Annotated in this window: 25 protein-coding genes; 15 read left to right on the top strand and 10 right to left on the bottom strand. The window is 63.1% G+C overall.

Going from position 1 to position 22,544, the window contains the following annotated elements; all coding sequences use genetic code 11:
* Window positions 1-3 precede the first annotated feature (3 nt).
* Window positions 4-939: a hypothetical protein gene (locus ACSQ3Z_RS25940; protein ID WP_436174152.1), complete on the bottom strand. Its 936-nt coding sequence runs from the start codon at window positions 937-939 to the stop codon at window positions 4-6.
* Between the two features lie 38 nt (window positions 940-977).
* Between ACSQ3Z_RS25940 and ACSQ3Z_RS25935 the strand changes: the two genes are divergently transcribed.
* The 4 genes from ACSQ3Z_RS25935 to ACSQ3Z_RS25920 all read left to right on the top strand — a co-directional run bounded on the left by ACSQ3Z_RS25935 (window position 978) and on the right by ACSQ3Z_RS25920 (window position 2,199).
* Window positions 978-1,169: a hypothetical protein gene (locus ACSQ3Z_RS25935; protein ID WP_436174151.1), complete on the top strand. Its 192-nt coding sequence runs from the start codon at window positions 978-980 to the stop codon at window positions 1,167-1,169.
* Between the two features lie 67 nt (window positions 1,170-1,236).
* Window positions 1,237-1,500, top strand: coding sequence for a hypothetical protein (locus ACSQ3Z_RS25930; RefSeq protein ID WP_436174150.1), 264 nt, complete (start codon window positions 1,237-1,239; stop codon window positions 1,498-1,500).
* A gap of 50 nt (window positions 1,501-1,550) precedes the next feature.
* On the top strand, window positions 1,551-1,769 hold the full coding sequence (locus ACSQ3Z_RS25925; RefSeq protein ID WP_436174149.1) for a hypothetical protein: 219 nt from the start codon (window positions 1,551-1,553) through the stop codon (window positions 1,767-1,769).
* A gap of 208 nt (window positions 1,770-1,977) precedes the next feature.
* Complete coding sequence (locus ACSQ3Z_RS25920) at window positions 1,978-2,199, top strand: alkylphosphonate utilization protein (protein WP_436174148.1); 222 nt, start codon at window positions 1,978-1,980, stop codon at window positions 2,197-2,199.
* A gap of 64 nt (window positions 2,200-2,263) precedes the next feature.
* On the opposite strand, the gene ACSQ3Z_RS25915 is transcribed toward ACSQ3Z_RS25920, so the two are convergent.
* Together ACSQ3Z_RS25915 and ACSQ3Z_RS25910 are read right to left on the bottom strand one after the other, a co-directional pair.
* Complete coding sequence (locus ACSQ3Z_RS25915; RefSeq protein ID WP_436174147.1) at window positions 2,264-4,255, bottom strand: AI-2E family transporter; 1,992 nt, start codon at window positions 4,253-4,255, stop codon at window positions 2,264-2,266.
* A 197-nt stretch (window positions 4,256-4,452) separates the two neighbouring features.
* Window positions 4,453-4,806, bottom strand: a complete 354-nt coding sequence (locus tag ACSQ3Z_RS25910; RefSeq protein ID WP_436174146.1) for a cupin domain-containing protein — start codon at window positions 4,804-4,806, stop codon at window positions 4,453-4,455.
* A gap of 361 nt (window positions 4,807-5,167) precedes the next feature.
* On the opposite strand from ACSQ3Z_RS25910, the gene ACSQ3Z_RS25905 reads away from it, so the two are divergent.
* On the top strand, window positions 5,168-7,144 hold the full coding sequence (locus ACSQ3Z_RS25905) for an acyltransferase family protein (RefSeq protein WP_436174145.1): 1,977 nt from the start codon (window positions 5,168-5,170) through the stop codon (window positions 7,142-7,144).
* A gap of 184 nt (window positions 7,145-7,328) precedes the next feature.
* Here the strand turns inward: ACSQ3Z_RS25905 and ACSQ3Z_RS25900 are convergent, their stop codons facing one another.
* Together ACSQ3Z_RS25900 and ACSQ3Z_RS25895 are read right to left on the bottom strand one after the other, a co-directional pair.
* Window positions 7,329-8,255 carry a LysR family transcriptional regulator gene (locus tag ACSQ3Z_RS25900; protein ID WP_436174144.1) on the bottom strand — a complete coding sequence of 309 codons (927 nt, stop codon included), beginning with the start codon at window positions 8,253-8,255 and terminating at the stop codon, window positions 7,329-7,331.
* Window positions 8,256-8,907: 652 nt separating this feature from the next.
* Window positions 8,908-10,440, bottom strand: a complete 1,533-nt coding sequence (locus ACSQ3Z_RS25895) for an FAD-dependent oxidoreductase (protein ID WP_436175140.1) — start codon at window positions 10,438-10,440, stop codon at window positions 8,908-8,910.
* A gap of 157 nt (window positions 10,441-10,597) precedes the next feature.
* Between ACSQ3Z_RS25895 and ACSQ3Z_RS25890 the strand changes: the two genes are divergently transcribed.
* The 5 genes from ACSQ3Z_RS25890 to ACSQ3Z_RS25870 all read left to right on the top strand — a co-directional run bounded on the left by ACSQ3Z_RS25890 (window position 10,598) and on the right by ACSQ3Z_RS25870 (window position 14,148).
* Entirely contained in the window at window positions 10,598-10,843 is a 246-nt protein-coding gene (locus ACSQ3Z_RS25890; protein WP_436174143.1) for a hypothetical protein, read from the top strand.
* Complete coding sequence (locus tag ACSQ3Z_RS25885) at window positions 10,836-11,762, top strand: DMT family transporter (protein WP_436174142.1); 927 nt, start codon at window positions 10,836-10,838, stop codon at window positions 11,760-11,762. The genes ACSQ3Z_RS25890 and ACSQ3Z_RS25885 overlap by 8 nt, the downstream gene beginning before the upstream one ends.
* A gap of 207 nt (window positions 11,763-11,969) precedes the next feature.
* A complete protein-coding gene (locus ACSQ3Z_RS25880; protein ID WP_436174141.1) occupies window positions 11,970-13,325 on the top strand; it encodes a selenium-binding family protein in 1,356 nt (451 codons plus the stop codon).
* On the top strand, window positions 13,322-13,693 hold the full coding sequence (locus ACSQ3Z_RS25875; RefSeq protein ID WP_436174140.1) for a 2Fe-2S iron-sulfur cluster-binding protein: 372 nt from the start codon (window positions 13,322-13,324) through the stop codon (window positions 13,691-13,693). The genes ACSQ3Z_RS25880 and ACSQ3Z_RS25875 overlap by 4 nt, the downstream gene beginning before the upstream one ends.
* Window positions 13,694-13,698: 5 nt before the next feature.
* On the top strand, window positions 13,699-14,148 hold the full coding sequence (locus ACSQ3Z_RS25870; protein ID WP_436175139.1) for a CoA-binding protein: 450 nt from the start codon (window positions 13,699-13,701) through the stop codon (window positions 14,146-14,148).
* Window positions 14,149-14,247: 99 nt separating this feature from the next.
* On the opposite strand, the gene ACSQ3Z_RS25865 is transcribed toward ACSQ3Z_RS25870, so the two are convergent.
* The 4 genes from ACSQ3Z_RS25865 to ACSQ3Z_RS25850 form a co-directional block, all read right to left on the bottom strand.
* A complete protein-coding gene (locus ACSQ3Z_RS25865; RefSeq protein WP_436174139.1) occupies window positions 14,248-15,477 on the bottom strand; it encodes an NAD(P)-binding domain-containing protein in 1,230 nt (409 codons plus the stop codon).
* Window positions 15,478-15,536: 59 nt separating this feature from the next.
* A complete protein-coding gene (locus tag ACSQ3Z_RS25860; protein WP_436174138.1) occupies window positions 15,537-16,094 on the bottom strand; it encodes an OsmC family protein in 558 nt (185 codons plus the stop codon).
* A gap of 199 nt (window positions 16,095-16,293) precedes the next feature.
* The gene (locus tag ACSQ3Z_RS25855; protein WP_436174137.1) at window positions 16,294-17,184 is read right to left on the bottom strand and encodes a transglutaminase family protein; all 891 of its coding nucleotides are present in this window, start codon (window positions 17,182-17,184) and stop codon (window positions 16,294-16,296) included.
* Between the two features lie 190 nt (window positions 17,185-17,374).
* A complete protein-coding gene (locus ACSQ3Z_RS25850) occupies window positions 17,375-17,785 on the bottom strand; it encodes a hypothetical protein (protein ID WP_436174136.1) in 411 nt (136 codons plus the stop codon).
* Between the two features lie 62 nt (window positions 17,786-17,847).
* On the opposite strand from ACSQ3Z_RS25850, the gene ACSQ3Z_RS25845 reads away from it, so the two are divergent.
* Window positions 17,848-17,946 (top strand): putative RiPP precursor, encoded by a 99-nt coding sequence (locus ACSQ3Z_RS25845; protein WP_436174135.1) that lies wholly within the window; start codon window positions 17,848-17,850, stop codon window positions 17,944-17,946.
* A gap of 75 nt (window positions 17,947-18,021) precedes the next feature.
* Here ACSQ3Z_RS25845 and ACSQ3Z_RS25840 read toward each other — a convergent pair whose 3' ends face one another.
* A complete protein-coding gene (locus ACSQ3Z_RS25840; RefSeq protein WP_436174134.1) occupies window positions 18,022-18,285 on the bottom strand; it encodes a hypothetical protein in 264 nt (87 codons plus the stop codon).
* A gap of 49 nt (window positions 18,286-18,334) precedes the next feature.
* On the opposite strand from ACSQ3Z_RS25840, the gene ACSQ3Z_RS25835 reads away from it, so the two are divergent.
* The 4 genes from ACSQ3Z_RS25835 (at window position 18,335) to ACSQ3Z_RS25820 (ending at window position 22,477) form a co-directional block, all read left to right on the top strand.
* Window positions 18,335-19,468, top strand: coding sequence for a transporter substrate-binding domain-containing protein (locus ACSQ3Z_RS25835; RefSeq protein ID WP_436174133.1), 1,134 nt, complete (start codon window positions 18,335-18,337; stop codon window positions 19,466-19,468).
* 65 nt (window positions 19,469-19,533) lie between these two features.
* Window positions 19,534-20,178, top strand: coding sequence for an ANTAR domain-containing response regulator (locus ACSQ3Z_RS25830; protein WP_436174132.1), 645 nt, complete (start codon window positions 19,534-19,536; stop codon window positions 20,176-20,178).
* A gap of 248 nt (window positions 20,179-20,426) precedes the next feature.
* Window positions 20,427-21,272, top strand: coding sequence for a nitrilase family protein (locus tag ACSQ3Z_RS25825; protein WP_436174131.1), 846 nt, complete (start codon window positions 20,427-20,429; stop codon window positions 21,270-21,272).
* 53 nt (window positions 21,273-21,325) lie between these two features.
* A complete protein-coding gene (locus tag ACSQ3Z_RS25820; protein WP_436174130.1) occupies window positions 21,326-22,477 on the top strand; it encodes a substrate-binding protein in 1,152 nt (383 codons plus the stop codon).
* Window positions 22,478-22,544 lie beyond the last annotated feature (67 nt).

Raw genomic sequence — 22,544 nt, 5'->3', positions numbered from 1 at the left:
CCCCTAGCCCGCGTGGCTCAGCCAATGGCGATCGAAGACGTCGAGGATGGCGCGGAACTCGATCGGCGGGATCTGGTGGACGCCGCCGTCGCTGCCCCCAACCAGGAACCGCGTGAGCTGCCGGTCGACCTGCTCCGGCTGCTCTATTGCCATGCCGAGCAATGCCAGATCCCCGGTGATCGACTGGTCGGGCAGCAGGTATCCGCCCCACGAAGCGGTGCCGGGCGCCAGGTCGCGCAGATGCACGAGGAGGATTCTTGTCAGCGACGGCTGCGCCTCCGGGCCGATGATGGCGGTGCCGCACATATAGCCGCCAAGCACGCTTCCCGGCCGCGACTGCGGGAACAGGCTGAGGAAGAACTGGGCATCGCCGCCAACTTCCCTCAGATGCACGTAGAGACCGCGCTTGGCCGGCGTGACCGGGCCGCCAAGCACCAGCTGGCCGGTCGGCAAGGCCTCACGATAGGTGGCGGTCAGGCCATGCAGGCCAGGCCCTGCCTCGATCGACAGGATGCCTTTGATGAAGTGGCCGCGATAATAGGGCGACCAGGCGCGCGAATAGCATGCGTAGGTTCCGGCGAGCGCGAAGACGAGGCTGCGCTCTTCATGGGTGGACGAGGTCTCGAACTGAGCGCCGGCGTGGCGCTCCAGCTCCGCCCTGTCGACGCCGTGCTGGGTGCAGATTTCGGCGGTGAAGCTCGCCAGGTCGCTCTCGGCGATCCAGACGCCTGGCTGTGCCAGCCGCAGGAGCTTGGCCCAATCGTCATAGACGCTGTGATCACGCGGCTGCGCGCGGCCCTGCAGCCATTTGTCGGCGCGGCCGAGATCGAAGGCCGTCTTCGGATTGACGCGCCGGAATGCCGCCGCCAGATCCTTGCGGCTGACGGTCCCGAGCAATGCAGACGTGAGGCGCAGCTTCTGCGCGATATGCTGTGCCATACAACTGCCCCTCAATGCCCGCTGCACGCATAACACGGATGGCCAATTCCTGCCGCCGTATTTTTCCACATGCTAATATGCCTGGAATTCCAAAGAATTCCACGAAGTTCCGCACACCCGACCTGTTCGGCGCCGCGGCCAGCGCTAAGCTGATCGAGGGCAAGGGAACCATCATCAAACTCGCATTTGCGCGGGCGGGCACGCCATCCCTTCCTTCGTCGAACCCGTGACACGCTCAGTTGGAGCAATCGGCGAAAACTGAGCCTTCACGGCACTCAACAAGGAAGGAACGGATCGATGTCCCGGACTGCTTTTCCCACAATGCCCTCTATCGCGGCTGCGGCTGGATGCGCCGCGATAGTGCTGTTCCTGACCTTCGGGCCGAACGGACCATCGCGAGCAGCTGCGGGGATCAGCTCGCGCGCGGCAGCGACCTATGTCAAGCCTGCTCCTGGCATCCAGCCGACGCGCATCGAAGTCGACGGCGACGCGCATTCGATACGCTTTTACATCGACGGAAAGCAGGTCGTCCTGCTCGACGCCGCCGGTTTCAAGGAATGAATTCGGCAACCCGGTACCCTGGTCGCGGACACAAGGAAGGGGAACCTGTCATGAAACGCGCGCTATCCGCACTCTTCGTCGTGCTTGCACTGTCGCAAACGGTGGAGGCCAAGACGGCGCCAGTCGCCGCCGCGACGGCGCCCACGACCGAGGAAAGCCGGCCGCCGCTCGACAACACGCCGACGGGCGGCATCACGCCCGCCGGCACAAAGGCGCCGGCCACCGACGGATCGCAGTATCCGCCGGCACTGTATCTCAATTTCCAGTAGGTCGCCTGCGACGGGCGTCACGCCGCCTGTCCGCCAGGAAGGTCGGGCTCTCGATGCCCGGCAGCCTCAAGCGCGAGCTTGGCAGCCTCGACCGGATCACCGGCTCGAGGCCGAAGGTGCTGATATCGGAGTGAGGTGGTGCGCTTGACCGCACCGCCATCCGCGCGATAGGCCGGACGCCTCCACTGAACCCGATGAAAGACCAGACATGACCGACGCGATCGCCAGAGACAGCAACGGCACGCCGCTGAACGAGGGCGATTCCGTCACCCTGATCAAGGACCTCAAGGTCAAGGGCACGTCGGAAACGATCAAGCGCGGCACGCTGGTGAAGAACATCCGCCTCAACGGCAATCCCGGCGAGATCGAGTGCAACACCAAGCAAGTAAAGGGCCTGGTGTTGAAGACCGAGTTCTTGAAGAAGGCCTGATTGCCCGCGGGGCGATTTTCGCGCAGACATTCGCTCGCCTCCCGGCAATAACTCCGAGGGAGCCTCAGCTCGCTACCGCGAGCGCCGCCTTCTTCCGCGCCGGCGGGCGTCGCCGCAAGCGACGCTTGGCGGCGAGCTTGAGCTTGACCGGCGGCGCGTCGGTCAGCGCGCCCAGCCCGGCATCGACCATGCCATAGGCGACGAAATCGGCGTTGAGATCGCCGGCCAGCTTGGCTGCTGCCTCGCTGTCGTTGTTGCCGGCCTCCGACCAGAACACGATGCCGACCCGCAACGCCGGCCTGGCGCGCTTCAGCCGGCGCACCAGGAAACGAGCGTGCTTGACGGAATCGCGGTTGAGGAAGCCGACCACGACGCTGTCAACGGCGTCGAGTTCGAGGCGGCGAATGCCGGCGGGCTCCATATCGGCAAAGCTTGCCTTCGACACCGTCGCGCCCTGGACTTCCAGCACCTGCGCCAGCATGGCGGCGGCGGCATCGTCAAGCTCGCCGCGCCCGCCGGCGCACAGCACCGACATGCCGGTGCCGTCGGGCAGTTCGGCCTCGGCCTCGCCGGCGGTGTCCTTGCCCCCGTTCGCAGCAGCCTCGTCGGCCACGGCCGGCTCATCGTCCTCCTCGGCTTCCTCGCGTGCGCTGTCGTCGAGATTGGCGACAAGCATCAACGCGCTGGCCGCCACCTGCTGTCGCTGCTGCTCGTCCATGACGCCACGGACACGGTCCTGCTCGCCAAGCAGCAAGGCGGGAATGGCGACCTTGTCGTAGAAGTCGACCAGATATTTCTCCTCAAGCATTTCCTCGGCATGGTCGGTGGCCTCGTCGGGATCGCCCGCCAGCAGCCGCTGGTAGAGCCGGGCATGCGGCTCGAGCACCGGCTCGTTGCCGAACAGGACGTCGAGAAATTCGAACTGCGGCACGTGCCGGCCGAGCACGACCAGGCAGACGGTGAGCGGCGTCGACAGGACCAGGCCGAGCGGTCCCCAGAGCCAGGTCCAGAAGATCGCCGCGACGATGATGGCGAGCGGCGACAGCCCGGTGCGCGAGCCGTACAGCCAGGGTTCGATGACGTTGCCGGTGACAAGCTCCATCACCACGAACAGGCCGGCGGTCCACAAGAGCAGCGACCAGCCGGGCGCCACGGCCAGCGCCAGGAACAAAGGCAGCAGCGCGCCGATGACCGGGCCGATATAGGGAACGAAGCGCAGCGCCAGCGCCAGCAGGCCCCACAGCAGCGCATTGGGTATGCCCAGGATCCAGAGGCCGATGGCAATAGGCACGGCGTAGACGATGTTTACCACCAGCTGCATCAGCAGATACTGGCCGACCCTGGTGCCGGCATCCTGCAGTGCCTGCGTCGTTCGGTGCAGGTCGCCATAGCCGACAAGGCGAATGAAGCGGTCGCGCAGGTCCTCCCGCTCCAAAAGCATGAAGATGACGACGACGACGATCAGGCCGGCCGAGGCCAGCGGGCTGATCAGCGGGCCGACCAGGTTCTGCAGCACTTCGAGCGGCCTTTCGCGGGCGACGATCTCGACCGGCAGGGGTTCGCGTTTCGGTGTCTCGACCGCGGATGGCAGCTGCGGCTCCTGGCGTTCGATCTCCTGGCCGACGCGCTCGATCACGCGGCTCAGTCTGGAAACGATGCCGCCGCCGACCCCGGTCTCCTTGAGCGAGCGGACCTTGGTCAGGATGTTGATCTGGTAGGTCGGGATGTTCTGCGCCAGTTCGCTGACCTGGGTGGCGACGATGACGGAGAACAGAGCGAGCGCCGCGAAGGCGCCGAGCACGCTGACGATGACGGCAGGCATGCGCGGAATGCCAATGCGCTTCAACGCCGAGACCATCGGGGCAAGCGCGAAGGTGAGCAGCAGCGCGATGGCGATCGGCAGGAAGACCTCGCGCCCGAAATAGAGGGCGGCGACCGCCGTCACCGCGGAAGCGACCGTGGGCAAGGCGGTGCGCGGATGCACGTTGGCCGCCGACAGGATGCCCGCCAGCCCGGAACCCGCCGGGTGTACGCCGTTTCGCCGATTGACCGCCACTCGATGCCTCCGCCCTGCGGGCACATGATCCGGCATAATTAGCTGGCGTGCAACTTGTGCTGATGGGGCATGACGAGCCGGCCGGAACGATCAGGCGTCGTCGTCAAATCCGGCGCGGCAGCCGTGGTGCGCCAGCCTTCTCCCCGCTTGCAGGGAGAAGGCTGGCGCCGACGGACAAGTTGCGGCGCGGTCTTGGCTCAATCAACCCTGACGACGAAATGCTTGGTCACCGGCTCGACGATCTTCCAGGTGCCCTTGAAATCGGCCTCGACGACGAAGGCGTCGCCGGGACCGACCTCGACCGGCGCGCCGCCGTCGGGGGTTATGATGATGCGGCCCGCGATCATGTGCACGAATTCATAGTCTGTGTAGGTGGCGTGGTAGGTGCCGGGGGTGGCCTGCCAGGTGCCCGACATCACCTTGCCGTCGGCGGTGGTGTGCTGGACGGCGGTCTTCATCGTCGGCTTGCCCTCGACCACCACCCAGCCCGCGAGATCGCCGGCCTCGGCATCGTCGACGGCGCCGAATTTGAGGATGGTGGTGTCGGTCATGGTCGGGCTCCGTTTTGCGCCAGCATTGGCTGGCGGGTGCATAGCCGATGCGGCGGGCGCGAGCAACGCGGGGGCCGACTGCAAATGTCGGAGATTGGCGAAAGCGGCGGTGAGAGCGTCCTTCCCCCGTGAACGGGGAGAAGGGAGCAAACCTCCAATTATGTTGCACTGCGTTAAATATGTTGCATTGCGGTATCGGGCCGTAGGCGCGAGTCTTTGACACGGGCGGGCTGTCAACGGCTGTGGCGCCGCGCGTTCGATGCGCGCGGAGGCGCTGCAGCACGTGTGATCCCCGGCGAGCTGTTCTCGCCGGCGCGGACCATTGGTTCGGGGTCATGCACCAGCACGAGGTACAACAATCGTGTCAGCATCGTTCCGGCCTGATATCGAAGGCTTGCGCGCCGTGGCGGTGGTGGGCGTGATCGCGTTCCACTTCGGGCTCACGTCACTCCCCGGCGGCTTCACCGGCGTCGACATCTTCTTCGTCATCTCCGGCTATCTGATCACAAAACATCTGCTGACCGAGATTACCGAGACCGGGCGGCTGAACCTGTGGCGCTTCTACGCGCGGCGCGCGCGGCGACTCTTGCCGGCATCGCTGTTCGTCATCCTCGCCACGCTGGTGGCCGGCGCCTTCGTGCTCTCGCCGGAGGAGCAGTCGCTCTATTCCAAGGGCGCCATGTTCGCCTCGGCCTACATGATCAATCTGTGGCTGATCCGCTGGTCGTTCGACTATTTCGCCGCGGACGCGACCAGCAACCCATTCATCCATTTCTGGTCGCTGTCGGTTGAGGAGCAGTTCTATCTGGCCTGGCCGGCGCTGCTGATGCTGGCGGCGTGGCTCGCCCCCGGCAAACGCGCAGCGATGCTGGTGATCGGCCTTGCCGGCCTCGTCTCGTTCGCCGTCTGCGCCTGGCTGACCACTGTGGCGCAGCCCTGGGCGTTCTATTTCTCGCCGCTGCGCGCCTGGGAATTCGCCGCCGGCGGTCTCGCCACCATGGTGCCGGCATCGTTCTGGCGTGAGCGCCCGCGGCTTGGCGCGCCACTGGCGTGGCTGGGTCTGGCGCTGATTGCCGGCTCCTATCTCAGCTTCACCGAGGAGGCGCCCTTCCCCGGCTTCATGGCGCTGGCGCCGGTGGCCGGCACGGTGATGCTGCTGCTGGCAGGTGCCGCCAATGCCGAGCTGCGCGCCAACACCGGCCCGAGTGCAGCGCTTGCGCTGCCGCCGCTGCAATGGGTCGGCAAGCTGTCTTATTCGCTCTATCTCTGGCACTGGCCGGTGATCGTCTATGCAGCGATGCTGGTGCCCGAGCTGACGCCGCTGCAGCGCCTCGGCTGCATGGCGCTGACCTTGGCGCTATCCCTCTTCACCTATCATGTCATCGAGAACCCGATCCGCCGCAATGGCTGGCTTATGGCCAATGCGGCGCGGGCGCTGGTGCCGGCCGTCCTCCTGACCGGCACCGGCGTCGCAGCCGCCTATGCCAATGCGCGGCTCGCCGTCAGCGACCTCGACCCGGTGCAGCGCAGCATCGCCGAGAGTGCGGCGCGCCCCTCCACCGCGCGTGCCAAGGTCGGCTGCGTGCTCGACTACGAGACGGTGACGCCAAAGCCCTGCGAGTTCGGCGACAAGAACGCGCCGCGCACGATCGCGCTGTTCGGCGATTCGCATGCCGACCACTGGTCGACGCCGCTGATCGCAGCGGCCAGGAAGAACGATGCCAAGGTGATCACCTTCCTCAAATCCTCCTGCCGGGCCTCGCAGCTGACGGTGTGGGTGACCAAGCTGAAGCGCGACTACACCGAGTGCGATCAATGGCGCGCGCAGTCGATCAAGGAGATCATCGCGGCGCGGCCGAGCCTGGTGGTGATCTCGGAGATCGCGCTGGCGAGTTCGCGCAAGATGTCGCCCGACGCCAAGGTGCCCGACGACCAGGACGCCCAGTGGCGCGACGGCCTGCGCGCTACGCTTTCAGCGTTCAGCCAGGCCGGGCTGAAAGTCGCCTTCATCCGCGACGTGCCGTTCAACGAAGAACATGTCGACACCTGCGTGGCTAGAGCGCTGTGGCGGGGCGAAGCGCCCTCGCTCTGCGACCAGAAGCGGACCGACGCCGCCAACGACGCGGCAGCCGCGGTGGAGCGCGACATCGTGCGCTCGGTGCCCAACGCCAGCTACATCGACATGACCGACCAGTTCTGCGACGCCACCACTTGCCACGTGTACATCAACGGCAAGCTGGCCTACCGCGATCGGCATCATCTCGCGACGCCGTTTGCGGAGTCGCTGGAGCCGGAGGTGGAGAAGGCGGTGTTCAGGCAGGTGGTGGCGCTGAGGTAGGGGTGACGGAAGGTCTTCCAATGACCCGAAGCCGCCCTTCATCAGCCCATTTCGCTGCCCGATAGCCGACGCTCACCGCAACCAGCGTTACTGACCCGAAGCGGTCATCTGAGGTGTCGTGATTGCGTGGGTCTTGGGTATGCACGAGCGCCAGCTCCGCCGGCAGGCATGCATCGTGCTCCTGTCAGGTGTCCAGGTTCGCTATGCCGCCAAAGACATCGTGAACCTGCGCCGCCAGCATGTCCGTGGCGGGCTGACGCGGCTCACGCGCCTTGAGCATGAGGTAACGGCACTCAGGCAGTTCGGGCAGCCCCTCATCTGCCCGCACGATCCTCAGCCCCTCGGGCAGGCGGTCGTCGGCAAGCGTGTTCGTTACCGCCAGCCCGGCCTGCGCAGCCGCCATCTGCCCCTGCGTCGTCGCGGAGGTCGAAATGACGCGGTAGCGGCGTCCGCCGTGCTCGAGTGCCCTGATCACCATGCCGTGCCACAGGCATTCGTTGAACTCGGCGGGGCGCCACGGGCAATTGGCGGGCGAAATCGACAGCGGCAGCGGATCGCGCAGATGCTGGCGGTACGTGTCCGACGTGATCCACTTCAGCGGGCTGCGCCAGACCTCCACCGCGGGCCACTGTCGAGGCTCCAGTCCCTCCTTCAGCAAGGCCAGGTCGAGCTCGGCGCTCTTCAGCTTTAGAGCCAACAAGCAGGACGCCGCGACTTCGACCTCGACCTCGACCGCCGGCGCGGCATGCGAGAAGCGATCGAGTATTCGTGGCAGGAAGCGCGCCGACAGTTCCGCGGGAATGCCAAGTCGGATGGTGCCGTGGACCGGAGCGGCGTGCAGCGACTGCATGATGTCGTCATTGAGCGCGAGGAGCTCGCGTGCTCGCCCGAGCAGATACTGCCCCTCCGGGTTCAGCTCGACGCTGCCACCCTTGCCTCGGACGATCACAGTCTGACCGAGAACCCCTTCGAGCCGCTGCATCTGAAGGGAGACTGCCGACTGCGTCCGTCCGACGCGGGCAGCTGCACGGGTAAAGCTTCGTTCCTCCGCGATGGCGACGAAGCTACGGAGCAGATCGAGGTCAAAACCCACCGGGATGCCCATGGTCATCAAGCTCGCTCATCGACCGCATTTGCGGAACTCGTTTCCCTTCACAAATCAGGCAAGGCATCCTCGATTTGTTGAAGAGGACGTTCAAGATGCACACCAATCAAGACGCACCGATTGCATTCCCGATCCCTTTGCGGCCGCTCCTGGAGGCGATCTCCATCGCTTCGCGCAACACAATAAAGCGTATCCGCGACAGCCGCGAAGCTGCCCGTTACGAGCGTGTCGTTTCAGACCTTGCGCCGCACCTCCGGTATGACATCGGAGACATAGACTACATCCCGCCGCCGCCTCTGCCGCTCCGGGAAATTCAATATTCCCAATCAGCAGTCGCTCGAAGCGATGTGGCTACGCTATTTCTGATGATTGACCGTAGGCGGCCTCGGTAGAAGCTTAGGTCGGATCGGCCGGAAAACCAAACTCGCTGACGCTGTATTCTACGGGCGTCGTTGCCGGAATGAGCGCGTTCACGCAACTCGCCATAGCTTGCTAGCGCTACGTCCGCAAATGGCGCAATCCGGACTTCCGGATGGAATTCGACCTGCTCAACAATTGATCGCAGATGTACCCCCCGAAGACGATGTCGGGGGAACAGTGGTACCGGACTAGAATTTCAGCTAAGCTACTGATTTTTATTGGATTGTCCGCTACTGCTCTAGGTCATTCGACGCTCCATATCCAGCTCGGCCTCCAGGCTCTCGATGTCGCGGAATATCGACGCGACAGCCAGTGTGCGCCCTTCGCGTTTGAAGCGCAAAAGGCAGTCCCTGGCGCTAATGTCACCATCGACCGCGATCTCGTCCCATTGCCCGGCATGGCCGACATAGTTGATGGGAACATCGTAGTGCTGGCTCCAAAAGAACGGCACGGCGACGAACTTCTCGCGATGGCCGAGCATGTTGAGCGCCGCTGTTTGCCCCTGCCTCTCGGCAACGATCCAATGTTCGACCCGAATGTTGTCGCCACTGTGCGGATCTGGCCAGCGCGCAATGTCGCCGGCCGCGAAGATCCCCGGTGCGCTCGTTTCCAGGAACGCGTTCACCACGACACCGCGGTCGATGCCAAGCCCAGCCCCTTCGGCAAGCCCCATCCGCGGTTTCACGCCGATGCCGGCGACAACAAGGTCCGCCGGCAATGTTTTGCCGCTGTTGAGTTTCACCGTGCTGCCGTCAATGCTGCTCGCGGTGTCCTCGAGATGGAACACGACACCATGCTCCTCATGGAGGACGCGGATGAAGTCGCCCATTTGCGGACCCAGGATCCGCTCCATGGGCCGTTTGTCCGGCGCCACGACATGAACTTCGATATCGCGCGAGCGCAGGGCCGCGGCAACTTCCAGGCCAATGAAACTGGCGCCAAGAACGATGACGCGGCGTGCAGTCATGGCTTGTGCGATGATCGCCTTGCAATCTGCGAACGAGCGCAGCGTGTGGACGTGTGGCTGGTCGGCGCCGGGGGTGGTCAGGCGGACCGGTTCGGCTCCGGTCGCAAGCAGCAGCTTGTCGAAGGGAGTCCGCCCCCCATCGGCGAGTACAACTTCGCCAGAGCGTGCATCGATGGTGGCGACATTCGCATTGAGACGCAGGTCGATGTCGTTCTTTGAGTAAAAGCTTTCTCCGCGAAGTGGAACCCAGTCCTCCGGAGCTTTGCCGGCGAGGTAATCCTTGGAAAGATTGGGCCGATCAACCGGCGGCGCTGCATCGCAGCTGAACATGACGATGCTGCCTTGATAATGTTCGCGCCGCAGCTTTTCGGCCGCTGCGAAACCCGCCGCGCCGCCGCCGACAATGACGATTTTCTCCGGAACCTGGCCGGCGCTGCCACCGCGCTGGGTCGGTGCCGCCCGCTTGCGCTTCTCGCCCACGAATATCCGATCGTCGCGCAGTTCCACCGACCAGCAGGCGAGTTGATTGAAGGCAGGCGCGCGCAGGGCCTCGCCCGTGCGCAAATCGAAGCATGCGTGATGCCAGGGACACCGGACGGTATCCTCCACCACAAGACCGTCGACGAGCGGTCCGCCATAATGTGTGCAGGTCGCCGCGATGGCGAAGACCTCGGTCCCACGGCGCACCAGCAGCACCTGCTCGTTGCCGCAATGACCTACCAGCTTTCCGCCATCGGGAAGCTCGGAGAATGCGATGCCCTGCACCAGATCCGGCCCGCTTGGTTTGGTATGACCTTCAGCCATTTCCTTCTCCCTGGCGATCCAATCGCCTGTAGAGCCAAGACGCGGGAAATCCTCTGGGTTTACCAACCTCGGACTATCTTCTGGCTCGCGCGCCTTCGGGTTCTCGGTGCCGCTTCTGCCCAACGTTCGGCCACATCATTCGTTGCCAGTTGGCAGCATGCAGACCTCAATTTTCCGCCATCAAGCCAGCCGCCACGATGAAACGCTCGACGCGTTCCGGCGTTTGCCGGCGGAATGGAACGAACATCAGTCAGGCTCGCCTGCGCCAGAGGCAGCCTTTCGGTCCTGCCGGGCGATCGTGTGCGCGGCGGACATCTTCCGGTTGGACCGCCATATCGAGGAGGCTGCCATCTGGTGGTGCCGCTTGCTCTACGATATCGGCTGCAATCCGTCACATGAGTGAAGCCGTGAAGATATCCAGCCAGACAGGCGCCGTTTCCCCGATGATCCCGGTGCTTGTATGCGCGCTCGCGATCTTCCTCCTGTCCGTGATGGATGCTGCGATGAAGACCCTGGTCATCGCCATAGGCGTCTACAATACGGTGCTGTGGCGCAGCATGCTCGCGACTGTAGTCGTGGGCGCAGGGTGGTCGGCAGGGCCGCGCTCGCAGCCAACCATTTCGGTGCTGAGGCTGCATGCGCTGCGCGCCGCGATTATCTGTATCGTTCTGATATCATTCTTCTGGGGGCTTGCGAGGCTGCCGCTCGCGGAGGCGATCGGGCTTAGCTTCGTCGCGCCCTTGTTCGCGCTTTTCCTCGCCGCGCTATTGCTGGGCGAACGAATCCGGCGGCAGGCCATCTGGGCATCGATGGCCGGCATTGCGGGCGTCGTGATCATAATGGCCGGCCAGTTTGGGCAGGACAGCTATTCGCAGGATGCGCTGCTTGGCACGGCAGCGGTGCTGATGTCGACGGTGTTCTACGGCTACAATCTGGTGCTTGCCCGGCAACAGGCGCTGTTGGCCAAGCCAATCGAGATCATGTTCTTCCAGAGCCTTGCCATTGCAATTATCCTCGGCTGCGCCGCACCGTGGCTCGCCGTCGCCTTGCCGACCCATCTTTGGCTTCCCCTGGCCGGCGTGACAGCGCTGTCACTTTGCGGCCAATTCCTGATGAGCTGGTCCTACGCCCGCGCCGAAGCGCAATATCTGATCCCGACGGAATACTCGGCCTTCATCTGGGCGATCGCACTTGGCTGGTTCTTCTTCGGCGAGACGGCAGCCTGGACCACGCTGGCAGGAGCATGCCTGATCGTCGCCGGCTGCTTGATCGCTGCGCGCGCAAACCCGAAGCTTGCCGAGCCAATCGAGGCAGCAGTTTGAGGAAGCAAGTCTTCCTAGTCTAGAGCTCTGGTGGTGCCGTAGCGATGCTGAACGCCGCTGGCTTGGACTGGGAAGGATGTGTGCTTCAACAGATGTACGGTGCGCTTCACCGCCCACCGCGGCCGTAGCGCCAACGGCAAGCATGCACTAACATTCCAGCTTGTCCCCCTTGGGACTGGCCAGTGATCTGTTCAAAGGGAAGTACCCATGACCAATCATTGCTGTGGACCGGGCTATGCTTCTCCAGCCGAGGCGATGACGGCACCTCGCGAAAAGCTGCTCTATACGATTGCCATCTACACCGGCACGGGCATCCAGAAGCCGGATTATCTGTGCACCATCGATGTCGACCCGGAGAGTTCGACCTACAGCCAGGTGATTTCACGTTTGCAAATGCCGGGTATCGGCGATGAGCTTCATCACTCGGGCTGGAATGCCTGTTCGTCGTGCCATGGCGATGCGAGCATGGAGCGGAAATATCTGATTGTGCCGGGTGTGCGCTCGTCCAATCTGCATATTGTCGATTGCGGTACCGATCCGCGCAATCCGACACTGTTCAAGGTCATAGACGGCGCTGAAATCAAAGCCAGGACCAACCTGTCGGCACCGCACACCGTGCACTGCCTCGGCTCGGACATCATCGTTTCCATGCTTGGCGACACTCAAGGCAATGCCCCCGGCGGCTATTTGCAACTCAGCAAGGAGTTCGAGATCGTCGGCCGTTGGGAAAACTCCATGGGCAGTATCAAGTTTGGCTATGATTTCTGGTACCAGCCGCGACACAACGTAATGGTCAGCTCGGAGTGGGCCGCGCCTAATACCTTCATGCCTGGCTTTGACCTGGAAGAGGTTGGCCATCTGAAATATGGCCGAGAGATCCATTTCTGGGATTTTGAAAAGAAGGAGCCAAAGCATACATTCTATCTCGGTGAAGATGGCTTGATCCCGCTGGAAGTGCGGTTCCATCATAATCCCGACAGCAGTCACGGCTTTGTTGGCGCGGCCCTTTCTGCAAACATCATCCATTGGTGGAAGGATGCGGCGGGTGACTGGCAATGGGAAAAAATCGTCGATGTCGGCAATGAGCCGCATCCCGAATGGCCGATACCAATACCGGGCGTGATCTCAGTCATTCTGCTCAGCATGGACGATAGATACCTCTATCTGTGCAACTGGTTGCATGGCGACATCCGTCAGTACGACATCTCGGACCCTCACAACGCCAAGCTTACCGGACAAGTGTGGATGGGCGGACTTCTCGGCCGTGCGCCCGAGGTCAATGGCGTGAAAGTGACTGGCGGGCCCCAGATGATACAGCTCAGCCTCGACGGCAAGCGCCTTTATGTGACGACCTCACTCTTCTCGACCTGGGACAATCAGTTCTATCCGGAAATCCGCACCAATGGCGGATGCATGCTGATGGTCAATTGCGATACGGAAAACGGCGGCATGGAAATCGATCCGCTGTTCGTCGTTGATTTTGGCAAGGAACCAAATGGACCAAGCCGCTGCCACGAAACCCGTTATCCCGGCGGTGATTGCACGAGTGACATCTGGGTATGACCAGCTTCACCATCACCCTTGCCAATCAAGGCGGTGCGACCTTTGACGTCGATCACCGCACGCCCCTCTTGCAAAGCCTGCGCGAGCAGGGCGTGGACCTGCCCTACGGGTGCAAGTATGGCGGCTGCATAAGCTGTGCGGCCAAGATAATCACCGGCAAAGTCAATCAAAAGGCGCAGCGAGCGCTGAACAACCGCCAGATCAACAATGGCTACATAATCCTCTGCGTCGCACGCCCTTTGAGCGACTGCACGCTGGAGGTCGGCGTTGAAAGCCACGACAAGCTCTATCGCAACCCCTTCCTTGACCCCTTGGCCGCACATGAATTGAAAGCCGATATCGCGACCCCGTTGGAAGACAAGAAATGACCCATATGAACCATGATGAGCCCTATTCGGAGGCTTATCTGCAAGACATTCTGAAATCGGTCAAAACCATCGCCATGGTGGGGGCGAGCCCCGACAAGACCAAGTTTTCCTATGGTGTTCTCAGGGTGCTGCACGAAACCGGCTATGACATGATCCCGGTCAACCCCAGTCCCGGTCTGGATGAAATTCGGGGGCTCAAGGTGTACCCGTCACTCGCAGCCATCGACCGGCCTGTCGATATGGTTGAGGTGTTTCGCCGCTCCGAAGATCTGCTGGAAGTTGCACAGGAGGCCATCGCAATCAATGCCAAGGTTCTGTGGGGTCAGATTGGGGTGCGCGATGACGCTGCCGCCCAGTTGGCGGAGGAAGCGGGCTTGAAAGTGGTGATGAACCGCTGTCCCAAGATCGAGTTGTTCCGCCCTTTCTGGAAGCCGAAGTTGCACCTGGGGATATGATTGCAGGGTCACGGAATTCGGAGTTGTCGCGGCAACCAACCTGTTCCCTTTGACGCAATTCCGGACGGAAACCGTTTCACACTTTTCCTGGAGATTGCTCTAGCCGATTGAATCTTGCCTGAGATACGACGCCAGATGGTCGCTGAGATCACGCGCGTCGTCGCCGGCGCCGTCGATCAGCGCAGACTTGCGGCGGCGCAGAAACTGCATCCCCATCAGGTACATGCCCGGATGTTCCGCAACACCGCCGTCGTGGCGGACGTGGCCCTTGCGGTCGAGGACCGGCAGCTCCAGCCAGGAGTAGTCCGGCCGGTAGCCGGTGGCCCAGATGATCGTCCTGATCGTGCCTCCGGCGAGGTCGAGGCCGAGCGGCGGGTCGTCCTCGACACGGGTCGGCGGCAGGCGATCCGGCGGGTCGACCGTAGCGTCGCGGCCGTTGGCATGTGCCCATTCGTCAAGGAGGTCGAGCAGCCGGGCCATCTTGAGATCGGAAAGCGCACACATGTTGCGCAACGACCCCGCAAACTGGGCCTTGCCGTCTTCGGTGATGCCAGCGAGACGGCCGACGAGCCTGACGCCGAGGTCGACCAGCGCATTGAGGTCGAGGGTGGTGCGGTCGGGCGTGCCGGCAAGCTGCAGCGAAGGAACCCGTCGCGCCCGCCTGATGTCTTCTACCTCGTCGTAGCGTTCGTCGAGCACGCCGGCGGCGTCCATCCACCATTCCAGGTCCTTGCCGCGATAGACGCGGGGCGCCCTGATGTGCTCGCCCACCGACAGGGTAACTTGACGCCCCGAACGCTGCAGCTCCTGTGCGATCTGGGTGCCGCTGGCCGACGCGCCGGCCACCAGCACTCCACCGTCGGCGACCTGACCCGGATTGCGGTAGGACTGCGCCGTCAGCATGGCGACCGACGGCGGCACGCGCACGGCGAAATCGGGCAGGCGCGCGACGTTGCACGCGCCCGACGCCAGCACCACGGTCCGGCACCGCCACTCGCCGCGGTCGGTGCGCACGAGATATCCCGCCCCGTCGCTGCGAACTGAGGTAACGGTCGTGTGTGTCCTGACCGGAGCCGAGATCGCCTTGGCATAGTTCCCGAGGAAGTCGATCACCTCAGGCATCGTCCGGTAGCCGTCGGGGTCGTCGCCGTCATAGCGGAAGCCCGGCAGCCGGCTCTGCCAGTTCGGGGTGAGCAGCCGCAGCGAATCCCATCGCTCGGTGCGCCAGGTATGGGCGATCTCGCCGCGCTCCAGCAGCACATGGTCGATAGAGCGCTCCGCGAGGCAGCGGCTCATCGCGAGCCCCGCGTGCCCTGCGCCGACGATCACTGTGGTGACGGAACTAATCGCGCCCTCTTATCGGGAGAGTCTACGGCTCGAAGCGCCTTTCAATTCACCACGACCGTGACGTTCGTCGGATTGGTAACAATGTCATAGACCGCCGATCGCTTCTGCGACTGGGCGACGAGAGCCTCGATGTCCTCGCGCTTGGCATCGGCGTCGATGTTGTACTTCACCGTGATACCGCTGAAGCCGTTGCGGACGTCGCTGTCGATGCCGAGTATGCCGGCGATATCCATGTCGCCTTCGATGGTCGCCTTCACCGACTTCAACTGGATGTTCCGGTTCTGGGCAACTGCGGCGATGCCGGCGGTCAGGCAACTCGCCAGCCCGACCAGCACGTATTCGACAGGCGTGGCGCCCTGATCCAACGACGCGAAGACCTCCGGGTGGTCGGCATCGAATGCGAAGGTGGTCTTGCGATGCTGGTCCTGGCCGAGACCGTAGAAGCTCTCGACCGTCGAGTGGCTGTGGGTGCCATCCTTCCATTCGCAAGCCGCGCGCCACTTGAACTGCGCGGCCTCGGGGGCGTTGGTAAGCGCTTCGCGTGCGTCGAGCAGCGCCGCTACGTTAACGCCATTGTTTGCCTGTACTTCGGAAGCCATAATTACCCTCCCTACCTTGCACTGGCTCAAAAATCCGACCGGTTCCACTGACCTCCTGATCAGACTTCACCATGACCTGGCATGGTATGGGTCGCGAAGCGTTTCTTCAAGTTGTTTCCGCCGCGGCATGGTCGTCCCTCGTGTGCCTTTTCGAGCTAAACCGGGCAGCCTGAACAGTTCCGGAATGCATCGGACGCAGCTAGTCTCTGTTGCGGTCGGTTTCCTTCGCCACCTTCACCTCAACGGTCATCCCCTGAAAACTCGAGGCGCTGCCGGAGTAGCTTCCCGAAAGTGGGATGGCTTGCCGGGGATGGCGGGCCACGGCTATCCTGATCAAATCCCGGTTGCCGACAATGCCATTGGTGGGATCGAACTCGATCCAACCGGCCCCAGGCAAATAGACCTGGCACCAGGCATGCGTGGAGCCTCCGCCGCGGATAGCATCACTGTCGCGGCTCGGCACATAGACATAGCCGGTCACGAAGCGGGCCGCAAAGCCGAGCGAGCGGACCGCTTCCATCATGAAAAGCGCGAAGTCCCTGCATGTGCCTTTGCGCAGATGCAAGGTCATGAGCGGCGGCTGCGTTCCGGTTTCGATGCGACGGGAATACACGAAGCTCTCGTGGATGGCGTAGCAGAGCGTCATCAGCAGTTTGCCGGTCTCGGTGCGCCCCGCGGCACTGACGAACTGGCGCGCCCATTTGCCGACCTCGTCGCCGTCGTCGCGATGATGGCGCTCCATTGTTTGCGCGAGGTCGGCCGCCTCGTCGGGATCGTAAGAGAACGGATAATTCAGCGCGGCCTCATCGATGCGGAAATCGGGCGCATGCTGCGGCGTGTGATCGAGCCGAATGTCTGTCGCGAAAAGCAGTTCATTGGCCGAACCCTTGAAATCGATCACCGCAACGCAGTTTCCAAAAACGTCGTGGATCCAGCGAACCTCCTTCGGCTCGGGGGCCACGGACAGAGCGTGGTCGAGAAGCCGCTGATCGAAACTGTCGCGCGGCCTGAACATCAGCCGATGCTCGCCAAAGCTCACCTTCCGGCTATAGCGATAGACGGTGGTGTGCTTGACTGAAAAAATCGGCATCGGCGTCCGTCGGAAAATTGGCTCGCGGCGCAATCATACAGTGTTTTCGACGTGCATCCGAAGGGCCATGTTTGGCGGCCTGCGCGGGACTGTTTGCGATGCAGCCACGCTTCGCAGCCGCAATACCGCAACGACCCCCCTGACCGCTCGTTTCCTCTTTGCCAGTTCCTCTGGCTACTCACGACGAGCCCTATGTCGAGAGTCTGGCGCGCGCCGTAGCCTGTTGGCGACGAAACCTGACTGCCTCCAGCAACTCGCGCTCGCTGGTGTGAGCATTCCTGAAAATCCCCACGACCATCGACGCCACCAGTGTGGCTTCCAGGCCCAGAGGATCGATGTGTTCATCCGCGCAAACCCGATCGAAAACGCGTTCACAAATGGCCATGTCGTGAGGGCTAAGGCAGGTGCGATTGATACGCTGGTCCAGCATCTGTGCAGACCCTTTCCAGGCCCGCCGCCCTGCGATGCGCGGGCCTCCGACCGGAAGAAGATGAAACCGGCCGCGCAAGAAACGCCGGGCCAGGGTGTTTGTTCCCGGATGCCGGCACGCCTCGCGCAGGATTTCAGGGAAGAGCGAGATGAATCCGTTTCTGGAACGCAACCGGAGCTCGAGCGTTCAATGTCTCGGCCAGCACAGCAGCCAGCGGATCTCGGAACATCGCTATGAAAAAGACCTACGAAAAGCCCACGCTCGTGAAGCGCGAGAAGCTCACCCAATTGACCGCCCAGATCGTCGCTTCGGGGGTGGTGCTGGGTCAGTGATACTGAGGTGATCGACGAGCAATCGCGGCGTTCACCGGCGGACGCTAATGGCCAGATTCAGTGCGGTTCGAACCCCTATGTACGAAAATAACCATTGATGTGGCCGGCGGAACAAATTTCCGGCAGCCGCCGTTTAATGCGCTGGCCGGATGCCCGTAACCCATCCTGACCGGCCAATCTCTGTGTCAGAAGCCCGCCGCCATGCCTTGGCAGCGGGCTTTTTTTGCTGGAGATAGCTGCGCTCCAGAGCCAGACCGCCATTGCTGTGTCAGCGTCACGCTTCACGGCACCTTTTCGCCCTTGCAACGCTAGCCAGCGCCCCATCATCGCGATTGCCATGATGCCTCGCGTGCAATAGGCCTTGCGGAAAAGCTTAGGGAGAATTGCCGTGACAGGAACAGCCGGGACATGGCGCGTCGGTATCCTCTTTTCGCGCAGCGGCATCACTTCGGTCACCGAAAGCGAGCATTTCTACGGGACGGCTTTGGCCATCGAGGAGATCAATGCCGGCGGCGGCGTGCTGGGGCGGCAGATCGAGCCGATCGCCTACGATCCGGGCAGCGACCCCGAGGCATTTCGTTCGCTGGCCCGCAAGCTTCTGACCGAGGACGACGTCAACGTCATCTTCGGCTGTTCGATGTCGGGCAGCCGCAAGGCCGTGCTGCCGATCGTCGAGCGCTACAACGGCCTGCTCTGGTATCCGTCGATCTACGAGGGCTTCGAATATTCCGAGAATGTCCTCTACACCGGCGCCACGCTCAACCAGAACACTTTCGCGCTGGCCGACTTCATCCTGCAGCGCTACGGACCGCGCGTGTTCATGGCCGGGTCCGACTACATCTATCCGCATGAATCCAACCGGGTCATGCGCGACCTCCTGGAATGCAAGGGCGGCACGATCGTCGAGGAACAGTATGTGCCGCTCGATGCCGACGAACGCAGGATGCGCCGGCTGATGGCCGACATCGAGAAGGCCGCGCCGGACGCCGTCTTCTCGACCGTGATCGGGCGCAGCGCGCAGATCCTCTACAGGCTCTATGCCGAGGCCGGCATCGACCGGACACGGCGGCCGATCGCCAGCCTGACCTTGGCCGAAGGCGAAATCCGCGTGATCGGCGCCGAGCACTGCACCGGCCATGTGCTGGCGGCCCCCTATCTGGCAACGGTCGACAGCGGCGAGAACCAGCGCTTCGTCGGCGAGCTCGCCCGCCGCTTCGGCGACCGGACGACCGCGACGATGTGGTCGCAGACGGCCTATACGCAGGTCCACCTGTTCGCCCGCGCGCTGGAAAAGGCCGGAACCCTCGACACCTTCCGCCTCGGCCAGGCGGCGCTTGAAGTCGACTATGCGTCGCCGGAGGGACGCATGATGTTCGACCAGGAAAACCGCCACGTCTGGTCAACGCCGCGCATCGGCATTGCCAACGCCACCGGCCAGTTCGACATCGCCTGGCAGTCGCAGGCGCCGATCCGGCCGGATCCCTATCTCGCCTCCTCTCGTTTCGAAGAGCCGTGGCTGTAGAGCATGATGCCAAAAAGTGGGGCCCGGTTTTTGGACAAGATCATGCTCGAACAAGAAGATGACCGATGACCGCGACGCTCAAACGCATCCTCAACGATCTACGGCAAGCGAAGATCCTCGTCATCCATCCGAAGGACGAGGATGGCGCCGCACTGGTCGACCACCTCAGGCGCCTTGGCTGCGAAGTTCGCGCGGCGTGGCCGCCGCCGGCGTCGATCCCGGGCGACATCGACACGGTCTTCGTGCAGGTGGGCGAAGCGCCGACCGATTCCATGGTGTCGCTGATCGAAGGCGCCAATGCCGCCGTGGTCGCCATTGTCACCTATGAAAGCCCGACCTCGATCAAGGCGATCATCGACCTCAACGCGCATGGCGTCATCACCAAGCCGCTCAGGCAGCTCGGCGTGCTGACGCAGTTCGCGCTGGCCCGCTACCGCTACGGCTATGAAGGGCGGCTCGCCAACAAGGTGCGCAAGCTTGAGGATACGCTGAAGGGCCGCCGCACGATCGAGAAGGCGGTCAAGGTGCTGGTCGAGATGAACGGTGTCGACGAAGAGACCGCCTACAAGCTCATCCGCGACCAGGCAACATCGAAGCGCGTCGCGCTGGTTTCGGTGGCCGAAGGCATCCTCGCCGCGCAGGAAGCGATGCGGACTTTCGGCTTCGGCATTTCCGCGCAAGCCAGCCAGAAGCAGCCGAACGACCGGTAAGGCGTTGGCGGCAGATTGCGGCAAGAAGCTCTCGTAACAGTCTGATTTTATTTCCATAAGCTGATCTTTTCATCGTCGCATTCCGCCAGAATCTTTGCCTCTTGACGCGACCTTCCAGCCGTGCAACTTCTAAAAGCACGAGCAGGTTTGCTCATCGGCAGGAATGCCGTTTCACATTGATGGCTATGTAGCCCTTGGTTCGCGGATGACTTCCGCGCCCAGGGGTTTTTTGCGTTTGGAGACCGGCCTTGACGACACATGCGAAAGCGACGGCGGACCTGCGTCTGGCCTGCATCCAGTTCCAGCCGGCGATCGGCCGGCTGGACGAAAATCTCCAGGCGATGGAGCGATTGATCCGCCAGGCCGCCGGTCTCGGCGCATCGGTGGTGGTGCTGCCCGAGCTTGCCGACAGCGGCTATGTCTTCGACAGTCAGGACGAGCTTGCCGCGCTCGCCGCACCCATCCCGGATGGTCGCAGTGCCGTGCTGCTGTGCAGCCTGGCAAACGAACTTAACCTGCACATCGTCAGCGGCCTTGCCGAGCGCGACGGCGACCAGTTCTTCAACGCGGCCATGCTGTGCGGCCCGGCGGGTTCTATCGGCACCTACCGCAAGCTGCATCTATGGAACCGCGAAAAGCTCTATTTCCAGCCGGGCAATCTCGGCCTGCCGGTGTTCGATACCGCGATCGGCCGGATCGGCGTTGCGATCTGCTATGACGGCTGGTTCCCCGAGACCTACAGGCAGCTGGCGCTGAAGGGCGCGGAGCTGGTCTGCGTGCCGACCAACTGGGTGCCGATGCCGGCCCAGGGCCACCACCCAGAGCCGATGGCCAACATCCTGCACAAGGCGGCCGCGCACAGCAATGGCATCTACATCGCCTGCGCCGACCGCGTCGGCACCGAGCGTGGCCAGCCCTTTGTCGGCAGGAGCCTGATCGTCGGCCCGAACGGCTGGCCGATCGCCGGCCCTGCTAGCGAGGCCGGCGAGGAGATTCTCATCGCCACGATCAACCTTGGCGACGTCGCCAAGGCGCGGGCGTTGAGCGAGCGCAACGACGCCATCGGCGACCGCCGCAGCGACGTCTACGGATAACCAAGAAGAAGCCGGCACTACCCGGTACGATCAACCAGAGAAAGGGGAATACCATGACAAACAGAACTGTGATCCTTGCACTTGCCGGCGCCGCTCTGGCAACCACCGCCTTCGCCGCGGACGGTCCGATCAAGATCGGCATCCCGGTCGGCCTTTCGGGCGCCAACAGTGTCGTCGCGCCCTCGGTCGTGCAGTCGGCGGAACTGGCGGTCGCCGAAATCAACGCCGCCGGCGGCGTGCTCGGACGCCAGCTTGCGCTGGAGATTGCCGACGACGCCTCCGGTGCTGCCGGCGCGCAGAAGGCCTTCGATTCGCTGGTGTTCCAGAAGGAGATCAACGCCGTCATCACCATGGAGACGAGTGCTGCACGCAATGCCGGCCTGCCGATCATCACCAAGGGCGACATCCCCTACATCTATACCTCGTTCTACGAGGGCAAATCCTGCAATGCCAATCTGTTCGTCAACGCCTGGGTGCCCGAGCAGCAGGTGCCGCCGATCGTCGACAATTTCATCAAGACGCAAGGCGCCAAGAAGTTCTTCCTGATTGGCTCTGACTACGCCTTTGGCCGCGGCATGCTGGAGTTCGCCAGGGCCTATATCGATAAGTCGGGCGCCAGCGTCGTCGGCGAGGAGTATTTGCCGATGGAAGGCAGCGACTGGACGGCGATCATCTCCAATCTGAAAAGCTCCGGCGCCGATGCGGTGATCACCTCGACGGCCGGCGGCGCGCCGAACGTCACCTTGACCAAGCAGCTGCGCGGCGCCGGTGTCACCATCCCCTATGGCAACCTCGCGGTGGACGAGGGAACCGCCAAGAGCATGGGCGCGGACGCGGCGGGGATCTTCATTTCCGCTTCCTATGTGACCAGCATCGGCAGCGACGCCAACAAGAGCTTCCTTGCCGCGATCGGGAAGAAGTTCGGCGCCGAACTGCGCACCCCGAACGACCTCTCCGTGCCGGAATATGAAGGCATCTATCTCTACAAGGCCGCGGTCGAGAAAGCCGGGACGACCGACACCGCCGCTGTGCTTGGGGCACTCGCCGAAGTATCCTTCACCGGCCCGCGCGGCACGGTCTCGATGAGCAAGCAGCACCACGCTCCGCTGACCATGTATCTCGGCCAGGTAAAGGCGGACGGTTCGGTCAGCGTGGTCGACACATTCGAAGGCGTCGACCCCGGCGAACAGTGCCCGAACCTGTAGTCGCACCGATCATCGCAACGGGGCGGCGGTCCTGCGCCGCCCCGTTCCACACCATCGGGGACCTGCC

It is taken from the genome of Mesorhizobium sp. LjNodule214 (genome assembly GCF_964252735.1).
Lineage (GTDB): Bacteria > Pseudomonadota > Alphaproteobacteria > Rhizobiales > Rhizobiaceae > Mesorhizobium.
This window is presented reverse-complemented; position numbering and strand designations above follow the sequence as displayed.

Excerpts from the sequence above, each read along its gene's own strand:
- ACSQ3Z_RS25935 (WP_436174151.1), top strand. The coding sequence starts at position 978 with ATGGCCAATTCCTGCCGCCGTATTTTTCCACATGCTAATATGCCTGGA.
- ACSQ3Z_RS25890 (WP_436174143.1), top strand. The coding sequence starts at position 10,598 with ATGCAGACCTCAATTTTCCGCCATCAAGCCAGCCGCCACGATGAAACG.
- ACSQ3Z_RS25855 (WP_436174137.1), bottom strand. The coding sequence starts at position 17,184 with ATGCCGATTTTTTCAGTCAAGCACACCACCGTCTATCGCTATAGCCGG.
- ACSQ3Z_RS25880 (WP_436174141.1), top strand. The coding sequence starts at position 11,970 with ATGACCAATCATTGCTGTGGACCGGGCTATGCTTCTCCAGCCGAGGCG.
- ACSQ3Z_RS25900 (WP_436174144.1), bottom strand. The coding sequence starts at position 8,255 with ATGACCATGGGCATCCCGGTGGGTTTTGACCTCGATCTGCTCCGTAGC.
- ACSQ3Z_RS25860 (WP_436174138.1), bottom strand. The coding sequence starts at position 16,094 with ATGGCTTCCGAAGTACAGGCAAACAATGGCGTTAACGTAGCGGCGCTG.
- ACSQ3Z_RS25910 (WP_436174146.1), bottom strand. The coding sequence starts at position 4,806 with ATGACCGACACCACCATCCTCAAATTCGGCGCCGTCGACGATGCCGAG.
- ACSQ3Z_RS25920 (WP_436174148.1), top strand. The coding sequence starts at position 1,978 with ATGACCGACGCGATCGCCAGAGACAGCAACGGCACGCCGCTGAACGAG.
- ACSQ3Z_RS25940 (WP_436174152.1), bottom strand. The coding sequence starts at position 939 with ATGGCACAGCATATCGCGCAGAAGCTGCGCCTCACGTCTGCATTGCTC.
- ACSQ3Z_RS25840 (WP_436174134.1), bottom strand. The coding sequence starts at position 18,285 with ATGGCAATCGCGATGATGGGGCGCTGGCTAGCGTTGCAAGGGCGAAAA.
- ACSQ3Z_RS25830 (WP_436174132.1), top strand. The coding sequence starts at position 19,534 with ATGACCGCGACGCTCAAACGCATCCTCAACGATCTACGGCAAGCGAAG.
- ACSQ3Z_RS25925 (WP_436174149.1), top strand. The coding sequence starts at position 1,551 with ATGAAACGCGCGCTATCCGCACTCTTCGTCGTGCTTGCACTGTCGCAA.
- ACSQ3Z_RS25845 (WP_436174135.1), top strand. The coding sequence starts at position 17,848 with ATGAAAAAGACCTACGAAAAGCCCACGCTCGTGAAGCGCGAGAAGCTC.
- ACSQ3Z_RS25870 (WP_436175139.1), top strand. The coding sequence starts at position 13,699 with ATGAACCATGATGAGCCCTATTCGGAGGCTTATCTGCAAGACATTCTG.
- ACSQ3Z_RS25820 (WP_436174130.1), top strand. The coding sequence starts at position 21,326 with ATGACAAACAGAACTGTGATCCTTGCACTTGCCGGCGCCGCTCTGGCA.
- ACSQ3Z_RS25875 (WP_436174140.1), top strand. The coding sequence starts at position 13,322 with ATGACCAGCTTCACCATCACCCTTGCCAATCAAGGCGGTGCGACCTTT.
- ACSQ3Z_RS25895 (WP_436175140.1), bottom strand. The coding sequence starts at position 10,440 with ATGGCTGAAGGTCATACCAAACCAAGCGGGCCGGATCTGGTGCAGGGC.
- ACSQ3Z_RS25885 (WP_436174142.1), top strand. The coding sequence starts at position 10,836 with ATGAGTGAAGCCGTGAAGATATCCAGCCAGACAGGCGCCGTTTCCCCG.
- ACSQ3Z_RS25930 (WP_436174150.1), top strand. The coding sequence starts at position 1,237 with ATGTCCCGGACTGCTTTTCCCACAATGCCCTCTATCGCGGCTGCGGCT.